Origin of the sequence: Labrys sp. (in: a-proteobacteria), assembly GCF_047605565.1 — a bacterium.
Lineage (GTDB): Bacteria > Pseudomonadota > Alphaproteobacteria > Rhizobiales > Labraceae > Labrys > Labrys neptuniae.
The window spans coordinates 133,332-150,767 of record NZ_JASGFM010000005.1; the positions used below are offsets into that span (position 1 = coordinate 133,332).

General features: G+C 63.3%; 15 protein-coding genes. 3 read left to right on the top strand and 12 right to left on the bottom strand.

The genetic code is table 11. From position 1 onward, the window contains the following. The 3 genes from QM672_RS07255 to pdxY form a co-directional block, all read right to left on the bottom strand. Positions 1 to 705, bottom strand: a complete 705-nt coding sequence (locus QM672_RS07255) for an NUDIX hydrolase (RefSeq protein ID WP_415081573.1) — start codon at positions 703 to 705, stop codon at positions 1 to 3. Then, positions 698 to 1,600: a PhzF family phenazine biosynthesis protein gene (locus QM672_RS07260; protein ID WP_415081575.1), complete on the bottom strand. Its 903-nt coding sequence runs from the start codon at positions 1,598 to 1,600 to the stop codon at positions 698 to 700. Before QM672_RS07260 ends, QM672_RS07255 begins: the two co-directional genes overlap by 8 nt. 175 nt (positions 1,601 to 1,775) lie before the next feature. Next, complete coding sequence (gene pdxY, locus QM672_RS07265) at positions 1,776 to 2,624, bottom strand: pyridoxal kinase PdxY (RefSeq protein WP_311945013.1); 849 nt, start codon at positions 2,622 to 2,624, stop codon at positions 1,776 to 1,778. 245 nt (positions 2,625 to 2,869) lie between these two features. Between pdxY and QM672_RS07270 the strand changes: the two genes are divergently transcribed. After that, complete coding sequence (locus tag QM672_RS07270) at positions 2,870 to 3,880, top strand: S1C family serine protease (RefSeq protein ID WP_394309425.1); 1,011 nt, start codon at positions 2,870 to 2,872, stop codon at positions 3,878 to 3,880. A 29-nt stretch (positions 3,881 to 3,909) separates the two neighbouring features. Here the strand turns inward: QM672_RS07270 and QM672_RS07275 are convergent, their stop codons facing one another. The 7 genes from QM672_RS07275 to QM672_RS07305 form a co-directional block, all read right to left on the bottom strand. Beyond that, the gene (locus QM672_RS07275) at positions 3,910 to 4,806 is read right to left on the bottom strand and encodes a hypothetical protein (protein WP_415081580.1); all 897 of its coding nucleotides are present in this window, start codon (positions 4,804 to 4,806) and stop codon (positions 3,910 to 3,912) included. 393 nt (positions 4,807 to 5,199) lie between these two features. Further along, positions 5,200 to 6,111 (bottom strand): methyltransferase, TIGR04325 family, encoded by a 912-nt coding sequence (locus tag QM672_RS07280; RefSeq protein WP_415081582.1) that lies wholly within the window; start codon positions 6,109 to 6,111, stop codon positions 5,200 to 5,202. A gap of 246 nt (positions 6,112 to 6,357) precedes the next feature. After that, complete coding sequence (locus QM672_RS07285; RefSeq protein ID WP_415081584.1) at positions 6,358 to 7,101, bottom strand: outer membrane protein; 744 nt, start codon at positions 7,099 to 7,101, stop codon at positions 6,358 to 6,360. Between the two features lie 435 nt (positions 7,102 to 7,536). Continuing rightward, positions 7,537 to 8,331 (bottom strand): 5-deoxy-glucuronate isomerase, encoded by a 795-nt coding sequence (gene iolB / locus QM672_RS07290; protein ID WP_311945137.1) that lies wholly within the window; start codon positions 8,329 to 8,331, stop codon positions 7,537 to 7,539. Positions 8,332 to 8,460: 129 nt separating this feature from the next. Then, the gene (gene iolE, locus QM672_RS07295; protein ID WP_415081587.1) at positions 8,461 to 9,351 is read right to left on the bottom strand and encodes a myo-inosose-2 dehydratase; all 891 of its coding nucleotides are present in this window, start codon (positions 9,349 to 9,351) and stop codon (positions 8,461 to 8,463) included. A gap of 108 nt (positions 9,352 to 9,459) precedes the next feature. Next, complete coding sequence (gene iolD, locus QM672_RS07300) at positions 9,460 to 11,286, bottom strand: 3D-(3,5/4)-trihydroxycyclohexane-1,2-dione acylhydrolase (decyclizing) (protein ID WP_415081781.1); 1,827 nt, start codon at positions 11,284 to 11,286, stop codon at positions 9,460 to 9,462. Between the two features lie 165 nt (positions 11,287 to 11,451). After that, complete coding sequence (locus tag QM672_RS07305; RefSeq protein WP_311935516.1) at positions 11,452 to 13,371, bottom strand: bifunctional 5-dehydro-2-deoxygluconokinase/5-dehydro-2-deoxyphosphogluconate aldolase; 1,920 nt, start codon at positions 13,369 to 13,371, stop codon at positions 11,452 to 11,454. 375 nt (positions 13,372 to 13,746) lie between these two features. On the opposite strand from QM672_RS07305, the gene iolG reads away from it, so the two are divergent. Continuing rightward, positions 13,747 to 14,733, top strand: a complete 987-nt coding sequence (gene iolG, locus QM672_RS07310) for an inositol 2-dehydrogenase (RefSeq protein WP_415081589.1) — start codon at positions 13,747 to 13,749, stop codon at positions 14,731 to 14,733. A 132-nt stretch (positions 14,734 to 14,865) separates the two neighbouring features. On the opposite strand, the gene QM672_RS07315 is transcribed toward iolG, so the two are convergent. Together QM672_RS07315 and QM672_RS07320 are read right to left on the bottom strand one after the other, a co-directional pair. Continuing rightward, complete coding sequence (locus QM672_RS07315) at positions 14,866 to 15,699, bottom strand: MurR/RpiR family transcriptional regulator (protein WP_311935512.1); 834 nt, start codon at positions 15,697 to 15,699, stop codon at positions 14,866 to 14,868. Between the two features lie 173 nt (positions 15,700 to 15,872). Continuing rightward, positions 15,873 to 16,070: a hypothetical protein gene (locus QM672_RS07320; RefSeq protein WP_311935511.1), complete on the bottom strand. Its 198-nt coding sequence runs from the start codon at positions 16,068 to 16,070 to the stop codon at positions 15,873 to 15,875. A 172-nt stretch (positions 16,071 to 16,242) separates the two neighbouring features. On the opposite strand from QM672_RS07320, the gene QM672_RS07325 reads away from it, so the two are divergent. After that, the gene (locus tag QM672_RS07325; protein WP_311935509.1) at positions 16,243 to 17,385 is read left to right on the top strand and encodes a Gfo/Idh/MocA family oxidoreductase; all 1,143 of its coding nucleotides are present in this window, start codon (positions 16,243 to 16,245) and stop codon (positions 17,383 to 17,385) included. Positions 17,386 to 17,436: the final 51 nt, after the last annotated feature.

The window sequence follows — 17,436 nt, forward strand, 5'->3', positions numbered from 1 at the left end:
TCAGGTATCGAGCCGATGCGCCAGATAGGCGCATTGGAAGGCCGGCATGCGATCGGCGCGGATGTCGGCCGATGACGCAACGACATGCATGCGCTCGAGTTCCGGCCTCTCGTCTTCGGCCAGGAAGCGCTCGATCCCGTCCTTGAGCTCGACCGAAGACAGGGGTGATCGCACCGATTTCATCAGGGCGATGCGCGGGCCGTGGAAAACAGCGGTCCAGCCGGAAGCGATTTCGACGTCGGCCGTGGTGACCCCGGTCTCCTCCTCCAGTTCGCGGGTCACGCTGCCGGCGAGATTGACGATATCGCCATCGAGGTCGGAGGGGTCCGGGGTGCCGGCCGCGAAATAGATCGCTCCGGCATTGGAGGTATGCTCGGCCATCTCGCCGAGCAGGAAGGCGCCGTCGGCGGCCTCGAGCGCGGCCATGGCGAAACAGTTCCACCGGGCCTCGCCCGGCATGCCGAAATCCCGCCAGGCCAGGAAGCTGGCATAATCGGTCATCAGATAGGCGCCGCTGAACCGGCGTCCCATGATCTGCCAGCGATGCAGCAGCAGGATCTTGCCATTGAAGCTCGCCGGCTTGGCCTCGATCACCTTCTGCCAATGCGCTCTTATCGCTTCGGCATTCTCCTCGGCGAACCGCCAGGGCCGTTGCTCCAGGCGGCAATCGATGGCGTCGAGCTCGACGATCTCCGGCTCAGACATGCAGGCTTCCCTCGCTGACGATCACGGCTGCGCCGCCGATCGAGGCTCCGGCCAGACGCGTGCCCTTGATGGTCATGGTGAGGTCGATCAGGGAAGGACGGCCCATTTCGAAGCCCTGCTCGATGCGGAAATGCCGAGTGCCGTCGGCGAGATCATCGAAACGGGCAATCACGCCGGTGAGCCCGGCCACGGCCGACCCGGTGGCGGGGTCCTCGGGGATGCCATCGCCGGGCGAGAACATGCGGGCGTGGAAGCTCGATCCGGCCTGGGCGGTCTGGCGCGTATAGGCATAGGCCGCGCCAAGGCCCTCCTGGCCGAAAGCCTCCGTCCACAGGCTGGTATTGATGCGGATGTGTCCCATGGCTTCCAGCGACCGGACAGGCACGAACGTATAGGGGAAACCCGTGCCGAACACGGTGGGATGGTGGTTCTCGAAACCGATCTGATGTTCGCTCAGGCCGAGCGCTTCGGCGATCAGGTTCGTGGCTGCCGGTGCGCCACGCTCGGTCGGCAGGGCCGGAATGTCGAACCGGGCATAGGCGCTGCCATCCTTGAGCGAGACCGCACAGGGCACGATTCCGATCTGCTCCTCCAGCCCGAACAGATAGTCACCCGGCTTGCGGTCATGGTCGAGCAGTGCCAGGAGCACGGCCGTGCCAACGGTAGGGTGCCCGGCGAAGGGCATTTCGAGGCCCGGCGTGAAGATGCGGATGCGGGCTCGATGACGGCCGTCGTCCGGTGGCAGGACGAAGACAGTCTCCGACAGGTTGAATTCGCGTGCGATCTGCTGCATCGCGGGGGCATCAAGTCCCTCGCTATCGAGCACCACCGCGAGTGGGTTGCCGGCCAGGGCACGGTCGGCGAAGACATCGAGCGTATAGAAACGACGGGGCATCAGAAGGTTCCTCGCAAGGCAAAGGGATGAAGGACCGTACCTGTAGGGCAGGGCTCTGCGCGCGGACGATCCGGCGGAAACGAAAACGTCTTCCAGAAAAGCTGATAGCCTTTTCGATCAAGAAAACGCGTCAAAACAGAGAGTTAGAGCAACGTGCGAGAAGTCGCATTTTGCCCTATACCGCGACGACCTCGAAGCGACGGCTCGGCGTCACGAATTCATCCTGGGCCGCCACGGTGAGGATTTCCCGCGAGCCGGCCTCGGCGGTGCGCTTGAGCAGGCCGTAGATCGAGGCGCTGGCAAGGTCCAGCGCTTCGGCTGCCGAGCCCGAGCGTTTCCAGTGCAGGTTGAACAGTGCGGCGATCGCGTCGCCCGCTCCATTGATGTCGAGCCCCAGCCGGGGCGTGCGCACCCTGTAGAAGCCGTTGCCGTCCGAGGCCAGCAGGTCGATGGCGTCGTCCGGCGTGTCGTCGGTGTCGAGGGAGGTCACCAGCACCACCTTGGGGCCGACGGCATGCAGGGCGGTCACCGCGGCCTTGGCATCGGCGAGCCTGCGTACCTCCCGCCCGGCCAGATATTCGAGCTCGAAGCGGTTGGGGGTGATGACATCAGCGGCCGGCACGGCCTGGTCGCGCATGAATTCAGGAATGCCCGGCCTTACGAAGACACCGCGGCCGATGTCGCCGATCACCGGATCGCAGCAATAGGTGGCGGCCGGATTGGCGCTGCGCACCTTGTCGACGGCGGCGAGAATGGCGTTGCCGATATCGGAAGAACCCATATAGCCGGAGATCACGCCATCGCAGAGGGGCAGGACACCGCGCTCGGCCAGGCCCTCGACCAGTTCATCCACCATGGTGCCGTCATAGACCCGGCCCTTCCAGGCACCGTAGCCGGTGTGATTGGAAAATTGCACGGTATGGATGGCCCAGACCTCGCAGCCCAGGCGCTGCATCGGGAAAACCGCCGAGGCATTGCCGACATGGCCATAGGTGACCCAGGACTGAATGGACAGGATGTTCATGGTGACTCGGACAAGCACACTGAGGGACCAGCACAACAGACGAAATTCGAGCCGAGCGCAACGGTCCGTCGATGCCGCCGGTCATGATCATTTTTGATCGTTTCGATCAAGCGCAGCTATGCAAAGCCAAGGGAACCCGCTTTTCCGCCATGCCGGGGGCGGGGGGAAGGGGACTTTCCGCAAGGCGGCGGCATTCCCATATCGGTGCTCAGTATTCAATTTCTTTGTCTTGGGTCGATACCATGTTGCTCGACGATACACCCTCCGTGATTTTGGACGAGGATACGCATCCTCAACAGACATCATCCCTTTCCACGCCCGAAGACGGGCTGTTGCTTGACGCCTATTCGAACACCGTCATCGACGTCGCCGAACGCGTGGGTCCCGCCGTCGTGAAGCTCGACATCCGCAAGGGCGGCAAGCCGGCAGGGTCCGGCTCCGGCGTCATCCTTTCACCGGACGGCCTGGTACTCACCAACAGCCACGTCGCGCAGGGGACCGCCCGCGTTTCGGTGCAAACCCAGGATGGCCGTCATTTCGATGCGCGCCTGATCGGTGATGATCCCGATACGGACCTGGCCCTCGTCCACATCGAGCAGCCGGTCAGTCTGCCCTCGGCGCGGCTCGGCAATTCCAGCCTGTTGCGGCGCGGGCAGGTGGCGATCGCCATCGGCAACCCTCTCGGCTTCGAGGCCACGGTGACGACCGGGGTGATCTCCGCACTCGGACGCTCGCTGCGCGCCAAGAGCGGGCGGTTGATCGACGACGTGATCCAGACCGATGCGGCGCTCAACCCGGGCAATTCAGGCGGCCCCCTCGTCTCCACGCTCGGCGAGGTCATCGGCATCAACACGGCCGTGATCATGGGCGCGCAGGGGATCTGCTTTGCGGTGGCGTCGAACACGGCGAGCTTCGTGATGGGGCAGCTCATCCGGCATGGCCGCGTGCGGCGCGCCTCCATCGGCATTGCCGCCCAGCAGGCGGTGATCGCCCGCCGCGTGCAGATGGCGGCCGGCATCGATCAGGGCGTCGGCGTGATGATCGCCACGGCCGAAGCCGGTGGCCCGGCGGACAGTGCCGGACTGCTGATGGGCGATATCATCGTCGCCCTGGACGGACGCCGCGTCGCTGCGGTGGACGATCTCATCCGGCTGCTCGGCGAGGAGCGGATAGGCAGGTCGACGCGCTTCGACGTGTTGCGCAACGGCAAACCCCGCTCCCTCGACGTGATGCCGCGGGAGCGGCAGGGATCATGAGGGCGGCAGGCCGCCTGCGCTGATCCGCCTCAGCGTCCCGACACCTGCCTGACGACCTTGCGTACGCTTCGCAATGTCGGCGTGACAACCTGCATGACGGCGGCCTTGGCCCGATCGGCGCTCGGGCTGGGACCCGGGCGCTGCGGATGCATGCCGATGGCGCGCAGATAGCGATTGGCAGCGCGGACGCGCCCGCGCCCACGGCTGGCATTGGTCTCGAAGGAGAAGGCGTAGGAGATGCTGCGCACGCCGCCGGTCCGCACCCAATGGGGGGCATCCTGCGGCTGATGGAAGCCGCGGCCCGGCTCGAGGTCGAAGACATGCTCCTGCTGGGGGTCGCAGCCTTCGAGATCGAGCTGGCCGATATTCACCGTGCCCCTGACATAGAAGCGTTCGAGATCGCTCTCCTCCACCACGTTGGGCGGGAAGACGTGATAATGCTTCGGCCCCTCGATCTGGAAGAAATGCGTGATTTCCGGATCGAAATGGAAGGGTGTGGTGGATGCGGCCGAGGAAATGAAGAGGGCGGATTCGAGCCGTGCGATCCTCTCGTCGCCCAGGCCGCCGCGGAGTGCGGTGACCTTGCGGAAGAGCGTGTCCAGCAGGTCGCGAAAACCGGAATCGTGGTTCTCCAGGCGTTTCAGCAGGACGCGGGCGGGTGCATTGCCCAACTGCGCCAGGACCTCGTGCGGCCTGGCCCGGTTCTGCTCGACGTCATAGAACTTCGTGCCCGGTGTCGGCGCCGATCCCGCGATGAAATAATCCTGCGGGCTGTCGGCATAACGCTCGGCCAGAGCCGCCAGCGCGTCGGGCTGGAACATCGGCAGGCGATGAAGGCCGTGCTCGAAGGCAAGGGGTACGCGATCGTAGGCGGCGCGATAACCATCGGCATCGAGGGTGATGAGTTCGTCGGCGGAAAGGCTCATGGCCGGGACCATTCGTGAAAAGAAGACATGCACTAATTTTGAAAGTATCTTGCTTATTGCGATCGACGGTTACAAGCTGGGAAAAATGTGAAGTGTAGCGGTCTTAGTGGATAGGTTTGGATATACTGAGGGTACTCCGAATTGTACGGAGGGGGTTATCCGAACGTAAGACAGCCCTTATTTGGTCGGTTGCAAGACCCCTGCGATGGGGCGCCGTCTACTTCTTTTGGCGATTGGAGGCGGGAATCGCCTCACAAAGGCGGAGCTTCGCCGCCGCAGGCACGAGGGGGCTGCCATTCCGCGAAGGGGACGATTTTGCAGTTTGGCCAAGCCTGTTCCTTCCGGTCGAGCCACGGCACCGATCAGGAGGAACAGGCGGGGCTCGAACGCTGCTCAGGCCTGCCGGCGCAAATAAAACCCCTCGAAATAGGTCAGTGTGCGCTCGGGATGGAAGGGGATTTCGGCCTGGAGCTCAGGCACCAGCCAGCGATCCTGCAGGCGATAGCCACGCGCCTCGAAATAGGCCAGGAACTTCGCGCGATTGAACAGCCGGCACGGGATGACGGAGGATACGTGGTTCTGGGCCGTCCAGGCATCGGGGGCGTCTGAGATCGGAATCTTGTTGATCAGAATATGTTCGGGCAAGGCCGGCACCGTGTCCAGAATGCCGGGCCCCTGCTCGCCGAAGGGATCCGGCAGATATTGGATCATGCCCAGCATGAGCATGATGTCGGGGGCTGGCGCCTCTGCCAGTTCCGACCCGAAGCTGATCATGGTGGAGCCGAGCCTCGCATGGCGCTGCCGCCCGCGCTCGACCATGTCGGGCATGTCGACCACATGCCAGCTCAGGGGCGGCTTCAGGAGGCCATAACGCTCGCATAATTCATAGAAGATGCCGCCGGCGCCACCGAAGTCGACCACCGTGCTGCCCGGCTGGAGGAGCTTCGACAGCCACAGCATGACGGCGAATTGCGAGGTCTGGAACAGGGTTGGGGCTTCGACTTCCGCATCGCGGACCAGCAGTTCGGCGAGTGTGTCGTCATGCCAGCCGACCTTGCCGATATTGGCAGAAAAGCGCTCGGCTTCGGCGTAGCTGCCGAAGAGCCCGTAGAAAAGATCCATCCGGCCGGCCCAGACATGCCGGAGGTAGAGTCCCTTCAGGAAGGGCAGTTTCCCCAGCCAGGCGCCAATGGCGCTGTGCATCATGAGGGCCTTGAAGAGCTGTTTCATGGAAGTCCTGGCGGTAGGGGTATCATGCTGGCGATCCCGGGTGTCGAGTTTCGACGTCACCACGGACGAAGCCATGCCTTCATACTGTAGTCGGGCCCGATTTGCTTCATCTCGATCGGAGCATGAAGATTAATTGCGTGCAATGAAAGTGGATCGTCGTCGATCATCATGTCGGCTTGAATAGTGTGAAAGCCGATAGGGGCAATGGATTGGAGCCTACCCCAATTACCAACGCGCAAAAAGAAACGCGCCGACGTCGTCGGCGCGCATCAATTCCTCCTGGCTTTCGCTATCAATGGATAGCGAGGAGGGCAGGGCCGATCAGAACTTGTAGGCGAGGCCCACGCGGATCGTGTGGGTCTTCAGATTGATCCGGTCGTTGAACCTACCCTCCGCGGAGGCGGCGTAGTCCAGATAATCCTTTTTGCCATAGTCGGTGTAACGATACTCGACACGCGCGATCAGATTGTCGGTGACGGCATATTCGAGACCGGCGCCGATAGTCCAGCCAATATGGGTGCTTGAATAACGCAGTGAGCTGTCGACTCTCCACGTGGGATTATAGTCGTACTTCCCGAAGGCAACACCGCCGGTGATGTAGGGCAGGAAACGGTCGATGGCGTAGCCAACCCGCAGACGGGCCGAGCCATCCCATTTCAACTTTGCTTCCTGCGTTGTGGCAGTGATGGGTACGACGCCGGGTTCGTCAAAGTTCAGATTTCCCCTGGCGTGTGCTTTGCCCTTTGCGGAATCATAGTTGATGTCGCCTTCGAGGCCGACAACCAGATTGTTCTCGAACTGATAATTGTAGCCGGCATAGACGCCGGCGGTGAAGCCCTTGGCGTCGATCTTACCCTTGTAATCCCACAAACCATCTGAAATGCGGTAGTTGGAATAGTCGGACTTGCCCCAATTATAGCCGGCCTGAACGCCGCCGTAGAAGCCGGTCCAGGAATAGGGGGCTGCCACTGGCGCGATCGGTTCGACGGGCTGCGGAGCGAGATCAGCGGCGTAGGCAGCCGTTGAGGAAAGCAGGATTGCCAGAGCTGCGGCAGAAATTTTCATGGCTACATGTCCTAACAACATTTTCCGAATAGTGACGTTTCTCGGACGTTGAGTCTGTAACAAGAAAGCCACACTGGGTTCATTTTTATAGATGCCGTGGAGATGGCGGTATATAATTGCCATTCTACGATGCTTGCAATTGAAAATTCGGGGAGTATGTCCTAGCTTTAGGTGAAATAAAGCTCATTATTTAGAAATATTAACCTTCAATTGGTTCCAAACGACTTATGGAGACGTAGACCTTGCTATCGATGGGGGAGGGGTTTTGAGCCCAAGCGGACAGAGGCTCTACCTCGAAGGTATTATGTCAGTATCTTTTTGTCGGTGAGTATTCGAACCTACCGTCATCGTGAAATAGCAAAAGGCCCGCGAGCTTGGAGCTGGCGGGCCTGGGAAGAATGGATCGTCGGCTGGGAAGTATCGGTCGAGTGAACCTCAGGCCTGGACGAGCCAGGCGTGGTCCGGATCGTTGTGGAATTTCCAGATGCGCTTGGGACCAGCCATGACATTGAGATAATAAAGGTCATAGCCGTGAGCGGCACCGACGGGGTGATAACCCTTCGGCACGAGCACGACGTCACGATCTGAAAAAGCGATCACTTCGTCCAGCGAGCGGTCGTCCGTATAGACGCGCTGGACACCATAGCCCTGCGCCGGGTTGAAGCGGTGATAATAGGTTTCTTCCAGCTGGCTCTCTGCGGGCAGATTGTCCTGATCGTGCTTATGGGGCGGATAGCTCGACCAATTGCCGGAGGGGGTGATCACCTCCACCACAAGCAGGCTCTCGGCCGGTTCCCATTCGGGCAGGATGTTGCGGACATGGCGCGTGTTCGAGCCCTTGCCGCGGGTTTCCTGCCCGACCTGGTCGGGACCGATCACGCGAGCCGGCAGCGCACCGGTGCCCGGTGCCGCGCAGACGGCCAGTTCGACGGGGGTTTCAGCCCTGACCTCATAGTTCGAGCCGGCGGGAATGTAGACCGACCAGGGCGCTCCTTCGAAGGGATTGCTGCGCTCGCCCAGCACGCCGAAATCCTGGCTGCCGGCCTTGATCGAGGCCTTGCCGGCCACCAATACCAGGCAGATCTCGGTAGCGCCCGTCTCGGCGCTCAGGCTTTCGCCGGCCGCAAGCTCGTGGACTTCGAAACCGACATAGGTCCAGCCGGCCGATTGCGGCGTGACCTGGTGGATACGCGAGCCGGACTTGCCAGGCTTGAGGAGAAGTTTCGACATGATGGCCTCCTCGGGCTCATTGCTGCCGGGGCGTTTTCCTGAAAAGCCGATCGACTTTTCGATCGGAAGAACGCATCGAACCACAGGGTTGGAATAAAAGCGCGTCTTTTGCCAAAACGCGCGCTCTCGTCAGGCTGCCTTCAATCCCGTCTCGCCGAGCACCTTTCGCAGATGCGCATAGCCGGCCTTGGCATAGGTCAGCGGATTGGCCTTCTTGGGATCCTGTTCGGCCTCGACGATGACCCAGCCGGAATAGCCCTGGAGTTCGCGGAATACGCTGGCAAAGTCGATCATGCCGTCGCCGGGAACCGTATAGACACCGGCGAGCACACTATCGAGGAAACTCCAATCCTGCGTATCCGAACGCGCCCTGACCTCGGCTCGCACATCCTTGGTGTGGACATGGCTGATGCGGCTGCGATAGCGGCGGGCGAGATCGGCAGGATCCGAGCCGCCCCAGGTGGCATGGCCGGTGTCGAGCAGGAGGTGCACGGCGGGGCCGGTCGCCGCCATGAAGGCATCGATGTCGGCCTGCGACTGCACGATCGTGCCCATGTGATGGTGATAGTCGAGCTGCAACCCCTCGGCCTTCAGCAGCTCGGCATAGGCGGTGATGCGGCGGCCGTATTCGGCCCAGTCCGCGGACGCCATGACAGGGCGTTGCGACAGCGGTTTGGCCTTGTCGCCGTGGATGGCGTTGGAGGTCTCGGCCACGATGAAGACGCTGGTGCCCATCGCCTTGAGCAGGTCGATATGGGCACGCGTTGCCGCGAACTCGGCGTGCTCGTCCCGGGTCAGCAATTCGATCGAGTGCCAGCCGCCGACACAGGCGAGGCCGAAGGGGGCAAGGGCTGCCTTGAGCGCGTTCGCCTCGCGCGGAAACTTGTTGCCGAGCTCCATGCCCTCGAAGCCGACTTCCCTGGCCTCGGCCAGGCAGGTTTCAAGCGGGGTGTCGCCGCCGATTTCGGGCATGTCGTCGTTCGACCAGCCGATGGGGTTGGCGCCAATACGGATAGGCATGGATAGGCTCCAGGAATATTGGGTTCGGGGGCGGGTCTTCAGACCCGGCATTCTTATGGGTGGGAGTCGGGGAGAAGGCGGGTCTGAAGACCTGCCCCCCGGTGATGCTCAGTCGCCCACGCGCTGTAGGGCTTTTTTCTGGACATAGGCCGCATGGGCCGCCTCGACCTCGCGGCGCTGGGAAACCTCGGGGACGGCAACGTCCCACCAGGCCCCGCCCGCATCGGTTGATTCCAAGGGATCGGTATCGATCACCACCACAGACGTGCGGCTGTGCCCGCGCGCGGCAGTGACGGCAGCCTCCAGCTCGGCCAGGCTCTTCACCTTGACGGCGTGCGCGCCGAGGCTGGCGGCGTGGGCGGTGAAGTCGATGTCCGGCAGCACGTCGTGGCGGGTGTCGCGCAGCAGGTTATTGAAGCTCTCGCCGCCCGTTGCGCGCTGCAGGCGGTTGATGCAGCCATAGCCCCGGTTGTCGAGCACCACGATGGTCAGCTTGGCGCCGGCCATGATCGAGGTGGCGATTTCGGAATTGGCCATCAGATAGGAGCCGTCACCGACCATGACGATGACCTCGCGGTCAGGCTCGGCCATCTTCACGCCGAGCCCCCCGGCAATCTCGTAGCCCATGCAGGAATAGCCATATTCCATATGATAGCCGCCGGGCGCGCCTGCCTGCCAGAGCTTGTGGAGCTCACCGGGCAGGCCGCCGGCGGCGCAGACCACGATGTCGGTGGGCTTGCCGACCCGCTGCACGGCACCGATGACCTGGGCGTCTGAGGGCAGTTCGGCATTGCTGGCGTCGGTGTAGCGGCTGGCCGTCTTCAGCCATGCTTCGCGGCCTGCGATCGCCTTGTCCGTCCATGACGTCGGCGCTTTCCAGTCGCCGAGGGCATGCGAGAGCAGTTCCAGCCCGACCTTGGCATCGCAGACCAACGGCAAGGCGCGGTGCTTGCTCGCATCGAAAGGCTGGGTGTTGAGGCCGACGATGCGATGCGTGTCGGCCTTGAACAGAGCCCAGGAGCCGGTGGTGAAATCCTGCAAGCGGGTCCCCACGGCCAGCACCAGGTCGGCTTCCTCGGCCACCACATTGGCAGCACCGGTGCCGGTGACGCCGATGGCGCCCATGCCGAGCGGGTCGTCCAGCGCGATGGCGCTCTTGCCGGCCTGGGTTTCACCGATCGGAATACCATGTTTGGCGGCAAAGGTGGCGAGAGTGCCTTCAGCCTGCGAATAGAGCGTGCCACCGCCGGTGACGATCACAGGCTTGCGGGCGGCCTTCAGGGCGGTGACCGCGGCGGCCAACTCGTCTTCGTCGGGGCGGGTACGCCGGCTCGTCCAGACTCGTTCTTCGAAGAAGGAAGCGGGATAGTCATAGGCCTCGGCCTGCACGTCCTGGCATAGCGCGAGGGTCACCGGCCCGCAATCGGCCGGATCGGTGAGCACCGTCATCGCCCGTGCCAGGGCCGGAATGATCTGCTCGGGGCGGGTGATGCGGTCGAAATAGCGCGAGACGGGCCGGAAGGCATCGTTCGGGGTGACGGTGCCGTCGCCGAAATCCTCCAACTGCTGCAGCACTGGATCCGGCCGGCGATTGGCGAAGACGTCGCCGGGCAGCAGGAGGAGGGGCAGGCGGTTGACATGGGCAACCGCCGCGGCCGTGACCAGATTGGTGGCGCCCGGCCCGATCGAGGTGGTGCAGGCCATCATGCGGCGCCGTCGCATCGCCTTGGCATAGGCGGTGGCGGCATGGGCCATCGACTGCTCGTTGTGGGCACGATAGGTCGGCAGGGTCTCGCGCGCCTGGTAGAGGGCCTCGCCGATACCGGCGACGTTGCCATGGCCGAAAATGGCGAAGACACCAGCGAAAATCGGCACCGTCTGCCCGTCGACGACTGTCTTCTGAGCGGTGAGGAAGCGGACCAGGGCCTGGGCCATTGTGAGACGGATGGTTGCCACGAAATCTCTCCCTGAGCATATTGGACTCAACTGTCAATATGGTTGAGTGGCCTGCTCCAAATGTCTTTGTCGAGAAGTGGAGGCCCCTTGCGGACCTCGCTTGGAATGCCGGACCATAGCCAGCGCGAAGCTGCTTCGCGAGTGCTATTGGGCCGCCGCAGCCTGTCCCGAGGCACTCTCCCAGGCCTGAACCAGCCTGGCGAAACGCGTTGCCATCGCGTCGACCGCATCATCGTCGCTGAGAGCCCCGCGCAGCCAGGCACGGGCCGGTTCATTGAAGATGGTGCGTCCGACGGCGAAGCCCTTCACCATCGGTTCACTCGCAGCCACGGCGAAGGCAGCCTCGAGGTCCTCCTCCGGTGCTTCCAGGCCAAGCAGTACGATGCCACGGCAGAGCGGATCGTTACGCTCGATCACCGCGGCGACGGCGCGCCAGGCCGCGGCGGTCTTCAGTGGCTCCAGTTTCCACCAGTCGGGTTTGATGCCGAGGTCGTAGAGGCGCTGCACCACGCTCGATACCGTGTCGTCTTCGAGTGGACCATGCTTGCCCGCGATGATCTCGATCAGCAATTCGCGGCCCACCGTGCGTGCAGCCGCGTGAAGACGCAGCAATTGGCGCTCCTGCTGCTCCTTGAGAGCAGGGGGGTCGCTGGGATGATAGAAGCAGAGGCACTTGATCGTGTGTCCGACCGGCCATTCGATCAGGCTGGTACCGACATCGGGGCCACCCTCGAATTCCAGGGGGCGGGAGCCGGGAAGCTCGACCGGCCTGCCGATCCAGAAGGGGTGATCGGCCGCGCGGAACAAGGCTTCGCGGCCATAGATGCCGTCGATCAGCATGCCGAAGCCGGGCCGCCCACCTGCGATCCTGGCGGCAGCTTTGACCGCCAGGGCCTTGAAGGCGGAGATACGCTCTCGAGATACGCCGATTTCGTCCGCCATCGCTTCCATCTGAGCGCGGTGGTCGACGGCGAGCGCCATCAGCCCCTCAGCGGCCGGGCGGCGGGTGGTGGCCCAATGGATATGGTTGATGGCAGCATCCTTGCGCAAGGCCCGTTCCTTGCTGCCATGTTCGAGGAAATAGCTGAGTTCGGTGAAGGTCGGGATCTCGGGCGAGCAGAGCAGGCGGGAGACCGCGAAGGCACCGCTGGCATTGGCATAGGCGCAGGCGGTTTCGAGCGGCTCGCCGCGCAGCCACCCGCGCAGGAAGCCCGACAGGAAGGCGTCGCCAGCACCAAGGACGTTGTAGACCTCAACCGGAAATCCCGGCCCGCGAATGCCGTCATCCAGGCTGGCCGGGATGGCACCGGGAAAGACGACGCAGCCCATCGGGCCGCGCTTGCAGACGATGGTGCCGTCGGAGATGGAACGGATGCGCCGCAGCGTCTCGAGCGTGTCCTCCGAACCGCCGGCAATGGCGAGTTCTTCTTCCGTGCCGACGATCAGGTCGCAATCGGGCAGTATAGTCTGCAGATGCTGGGTGACGTGATCGGCCTTGATATAGCGCTCCTCGCCCGCCCCATGTCCGGCGAGGCCCCAGAGGTTGGGCCGGTAGTCGACGTCGAACACCACCTTGCGGCCGTGCTTCTTGGCAAGGCGGATGGCCTTGCGCTGGGCCGCATCGGTGTTGGGCTGGGAAAAATGCGTGCCGGTGACCACGATGGCGGCGGCAGAGGCGATCAGGGCCTCGTCGACGTCGCTTTCGTCGAGCGCCATGTCGGCGCAATTGTCGCGGTAGAAGATGAGAGGGAATTGCTTTTCGTCGCGCACGCCGAGGATGACCAGCGCGGTAAGGCGAGCGGGATCGGTGTGGATGCCTTCGGTCGCCACGCCCTCGCGCTGCATCTGCTCGCGGATGAAGCGTCCCATCGCCTCGTCGCCGACCCGGGTGATCAGGGCCGATTTCAGGCCGAGGCGCGCCGTGCCGATGGCGATGTTGGCGGGGCAGCCGCCCACGGCCTTGGTGAAGGAGGACATGTCCTCCAGCCTGCCGCCGACCTGCTGGCCGTAAAGATCCACCGAAGCGCGGCCGATCGTGATGACATCGAGTGCGGGCGTGCTCATGCTTGACCTCCAGACAGACGGACCGGCCCGCCATGGAACAGCGGATGCACAAGGCAACCGCAACGGGCGGAAACGGCCGGCTCTAAACGTTTCCTCTTGGCGACTGCGTGCCGGCCTGTCGCCTTGTTGTTGTCTCGCGCGTCGGCGGGCCTTGCGGCGGTTGCTTCATCCCTTCGATCGGCGCTTCAAAAATGAAACATATATTCTATTATGTTGTCAATATAGAATAAAAATGCCATATTTTGACGTGAAGCCTGTGCCGCCGCCCGCTTTTGCGTGCATGGCCGCGATTCGGTGGCATGGCGCGATGGTTGACGATTATCCTACAGCAAACAGGCCCGGTCCTCGGGTCAAATCAAACGATTGGGGAGAGAAATGGTTCGTCTCGCAGTTCTCGGCGCTGGCCGCATCGGCAAGATCCATGGTCGCAATGCGGCACTGCATCCGCAGGCCAGACTGATTTCGGTTTCCGATCCGCACGGGCCCTCCGCCGAGGCCCTGGCGGCCGAGACGGGCGCCCGCGTCAGCACGATCGACGAGGCCATCGCCGCCGCCGACGTCGACGCCGTGCTCATCTGCACGCCGACCAACACCCATGCCGATCTGATCGAACGGGCCGTGCAGGCCGGCAAGGCCGTGTTCTGCGAGAAGCCGGTCGATCTGTCGTCCGACCGGATCCGCCACTGCCTCGCCGAGGTCACCAAGGCCGGCAAGCCCCTGATGATCGGCTTCAATCGCCGCTTCGATCCCAATTTCGCCACCCTCAAGCACCGAATCGCCGAGGACGCGATCGGGGAGGTGGAACTGGTCACCATCATCTCGCGTGACCCGTCGCCGCCGCCGGTCTCCTATATCGAAGGCTCCGGCGGGCTCTTCCGCGACATGATGATTCACGATCTCGACCTTGCCCGTTTCCTGCTGGCCGAGGAGCCGGTGGAGGTGCACGCGGTCGCTTCGGCCCTGGTCGATCCAGCCATCGGCAAGGCTGGCGACGTCGATACGGCCGCCGTGCTCCTGAAGACGGCGTCGGGCAAGATCGCGCAGATCTCCAATTCGCGCCGCGCCACCTACGGCTATGACCAGCGCATCGAGGTGCATGGCTCCAAGGGCCTGATCCGCGCCCACAACGTGCCGAAGACCACTGTCGAGGTGGCGACCGGCTCCGGTTTCCTGGCCGATCCCGTGCAGGATTTCTTCCTGCAACGTTATGCCGAGGCCTATCGTCTCGAGATGACGGCCTTTCTTGACGCCATCCTGGCGGGCAAGTCGCCCAATCCCTCGGGCGAGGACGGTCTGAAGGCCCAGATTCTGGCTGATGCCGCCACGCAGGCGGCCCAGACGGGGATGACGGTGAAAATATAGGCCGGTTGGATTTGCCTTGGAGCGCGGACGTCCCTGGGCACTCAAGAAGTGCCGGACGACCCGCCTTTCATGGCAAGCCGAGCGTTGGCAAGCGCGGACGAGGACCTCCGCGCTCCCAGGGGACACCCCTTGTCAGTCGCGCCCCTTATGTTCGGCCGTGCCCACGGCCAGCGTCATGGCCAAAGCGAAGGTCGCCGCCAGCGAACGGAAGGCACCATGATCGGCTTCTTCCACATCCAGGCGAATGCGGGCGAGGCGGGCCAGGGGGCTTGCCGGGCTGTCGGTAATGGCCAGGATGGCATTGCCGCGCTGATGCGCGATCCCAGCCAGTTCGACGGTGTCGGGCGAGTAGGGGTTGTAGGAAATCGCCAGCACCACGTCCCTGGGCCCCGCCAGCGAAATCTGCTCCTTGCCGAGCTGTCCGACATGGTCGACCAGCGCGCAGCGCTGGCCCAGATTGCCGAAGGCATAGGCGAGATAGGCCGCCACCGGGAAAAGCCGGCGGGCTGCGACCAGATGGATGATGTCGGCACCGGCAAGCAATTCGATCGCCGCATCGATCATTTCGGGATCGGCCGACGCCCGCAACCGCTCGATCGACAGCGTGGCTGCGTCGGCAAAGCCGTTGAGCAGCGGCGCCGACAGGGAGCCCTCATTCGCTTCGGTCCGCAGCAGCGCCACGCGCTGGCGATAATCGGGAAAGCGCTGTTTCAGCCGGGCGAGGAAGACCTGCTGCAGATCGGAAAAGCCGGAATAGCCGAGCGTCTTGGCGAAGCGCACCAGGGTCGAGGCCTGCACGCCGGCATTCTCTGCCACCGAGGCGGCGGTGCCGAGGGCGACCTCATCGGGATGGTCGTTGGCGAAATGAGCCACTTGCCGCAGGCGTTTGGGCAATTGATCGATGCGATCGGCGAGGCGCGCGGAAAAATCGGTAAAGTCGCGCGTCTCGTCCTCAGCCATGGCCATGTCCCGTTCCAGAAGCGGGGCAGTGTGCTCGCTGCCCTCCCTATCATTGACACCCTACCGGTGGTGCCACGCGGCAGCGATGCCGGATCGTGCCGCAAAGGCACGCCCAACGGAAGGGTAGTGCAACTGGAAAGACCGCGAAACCCGTTTCGCAATCGCGGATGTGGATCGGCTCAACACCGGCGCGTGTGCGGATCGATACCGTCGGTTGTCGGCTTCTCCTCATCCCGATCGCGTGGCGCGTCGGTGGAGGGCGGCGGCGTGCGCCGGGCCGGATTGTCGATGATGCGGGCAATCAAGGCCGCGATGATGCCAGTAAACAGCATGGCAGTTGTCCCCTTGGCTGCGACGGCGAACCGCGGAGCCAGCATGGATATCCTTTCTTTCCCCGAGAGACGGCAGCCCGCCCGCGGTGAGTCGAATCGATCTGTGCCGATTTTGATGCACTGCAGCATACAACAAATCTGTGCTGCGTCGCACAATGAAATGGAATGACGGCCATACCAAGGCGGTATGGCGAATGGACATAAAGGGAGAGCAGTGATGAACGCGTTGGCCAAATCGGATGGCAAGGGGCTCGGTGTTGGCCTGATCGGCACGGGATATATGGGCAAATGTCACGCCTTGGCGTGGAATGCGGTCGCCTCGACCTTCGGTGACGTCATCAGGCCTCGTTTGGTCGCGCTTGCCGAGGCGTCCGCCGATCTCGCCCGCACCAAGGCAATGGAACTCGGCTTCGCGACCTCGACCGGAGACTGGCGTGAACTCCTGGCCGACCCGCAGATCGACGTGATCTCGATCACCACGCCCAACCGTTTTCATGCCGAGATGGCGATCGCGGCGCTGGAGGCGGGCAAGCATGTCTGGTGCGAAAAGCCGATGGCGACCGTCTTTGCCGACGCGCAGGCGATGCACGCCGCCTGGCGCGGCAGCGGCAAGGTGGCGGTGCTCGGCTACAACTATATTCAAAATCCCGCCATGCGCCTGATCCGCAAGCTGATCGGCGAGGGGGCGATCGGCGTCATCAATCATGTCCGCCTGGAGATGGACGAGGATTTCATGGCGGACCGGCAAACCCCCTTTGCTACCCGCAACGAGGCCAGCGCCGGGTACGGGGCCCTCGACGATTTTGCCGTGCATCCCCTCAGCCTGCTGCGTTTTGTTCTCGGCGGGGTCGCCGAAGTGTTCGGCGAGATGGCAAGGCCCTATGCGGACCGTCCCCACCCCGATGGCGGCAGGCGAGCCATCGAGAACTATGACATCGCCACCGCCTTGCTGCGCCTGGAGAGCGGCGCTTCGGGGGTGCTCACCGTCAATCGCGCCGCCTGGGGGCGCAAGGGGCGCATCCAACTGCAGATCTTTGGCGATGCCGGCGCCATCGTGTTCGATCAGGAACGCTTCAACGAGGTGCAGCTTTTCCGCCGCGAGGGCAACGAGGAAACCCAGGGGTTCCGGACCATTCTCAGTGCGCCGGTGCACAAGCCCTATGATCGCTTCATTCCGGCGCCTGGCCACGGGCTTGGTTTCAACGATCTGAAAGTGATCGAATGCCGCGAACTGATCGCCCGCATCGAGGGCGAAAAGGCCTCGGTGTTCGACTTCGACGATGGCCTTGCCATCGAGCGTACCATCCACGCCATCGCGGACAGCTTTGCCAAAGGCCGCTGGGTGGAAGTGAAGGCTTGAACGCCTTGCATCAGCGGTAAAAGAAAACGGCCGCGGAGGGTATCCGTGGCC

Excerpts from the sequence above, each read along its gene's own strand:
- pdxY (WP_311945013.1), bottom strand. The coding sequence starts at position 2,624 with ATGAACATCCTGTCCATTCAGTCCTGGGTCACCTATGGCCATGTCGGC.
- QM672_RS07260 (WP_415081575.1), bottom strand. The coding sequence starts at position 1,600 with ATGCCCCGTCGTTTCTATACGCTCGATGTCTTCGCCGACCGTGCCCTG.
- QM672_RS07255 (WP_415081573.1), bottom strand. The coding sequence starts at position 705 with ATGTCTGAGCCGGAGATCGTCGAGCTCGACGCCATCGATTGCCGCCTG.
- QM672_RS07315 (WP_311935512.1), bottom strand. The coding sequence starts at position 15,699 with ATGGCCATGGCTGAGGACGAGACGCGCGACTTTACCGATTTTTCCGCG.
- iolE (WP_415081587.1), bottom strand. The coding sequence starts at position 9,351 with ATGCCTATCCGTATTGGCGCCAACCCCATCGGCTGGTCGAACGACGAC.
- iolB (WP_311945137.1), bottom strand. The coding sequence starts at position 8,331 with ATGTCGAAACTTCTCCTCAAGCCTGGCAAGTCCGGCTCGCGTATCCAC.
- QM672_RS07305 (WP_311935516.1), bottom strand. The coding sequence starts at position 13,371 with ATGAGCACGCCCGCACTCGATGTCATCACGATCGGCCGCGCTTCGGTG.
- QM672_RS07280 (WP_415081582.1), bottom strand. The coding sequence starts at position 6,111 with ATGGCTTCGTCCGTGGTGACGTCGAAACTCGACACCCGGGATCGCCAG.
- iolG (WP_415081589.1), top strand. The coding sequence starts at position 13,747 with ATGGTTCGTCTCGCAGTTCTCGGCGCTGGCCGCATCGGCAAGATCCAT.
- QM672_RS07325 (WP_311935509.1), top strand. The coding sequence starts at position 16,243 with ATGAACGCGTTGGCCAAATCGGATGGCAAGGGGCTCGGTGTTGGCCTG.
- iolD (WP_415081781.1), bottom strand. The coding sequence starts at position 11,286 with ATGGCCCAGGCCCTGGTCCGCTTCCTCACCGCTCAGAAGACAGTCGTC.
- QM672_RS07285 (WP_415081584.1), bottom strand. The coding sequence starts at position 7,101 with ATGAAAATTTCTGCCGCAGCTCTGGCAATCCTGCTTTCCTCAACGGCT.
- QM672_RS07320 (WP_311935511.1), bottom strand. The coding sequence starts at position 16,070 with ATGCTGGCTCCGCGGTTCGCCGTCGCAGCCAAGGGGACAACTGCCATG.
- QM672_RS07275 (WP_415081580.1), bottom strand. The coding sequence starts at position 4,806 with ATGAGCCTTTCCGCCGACGAACTCATCACCCTCGATGCCGATGGTTAT.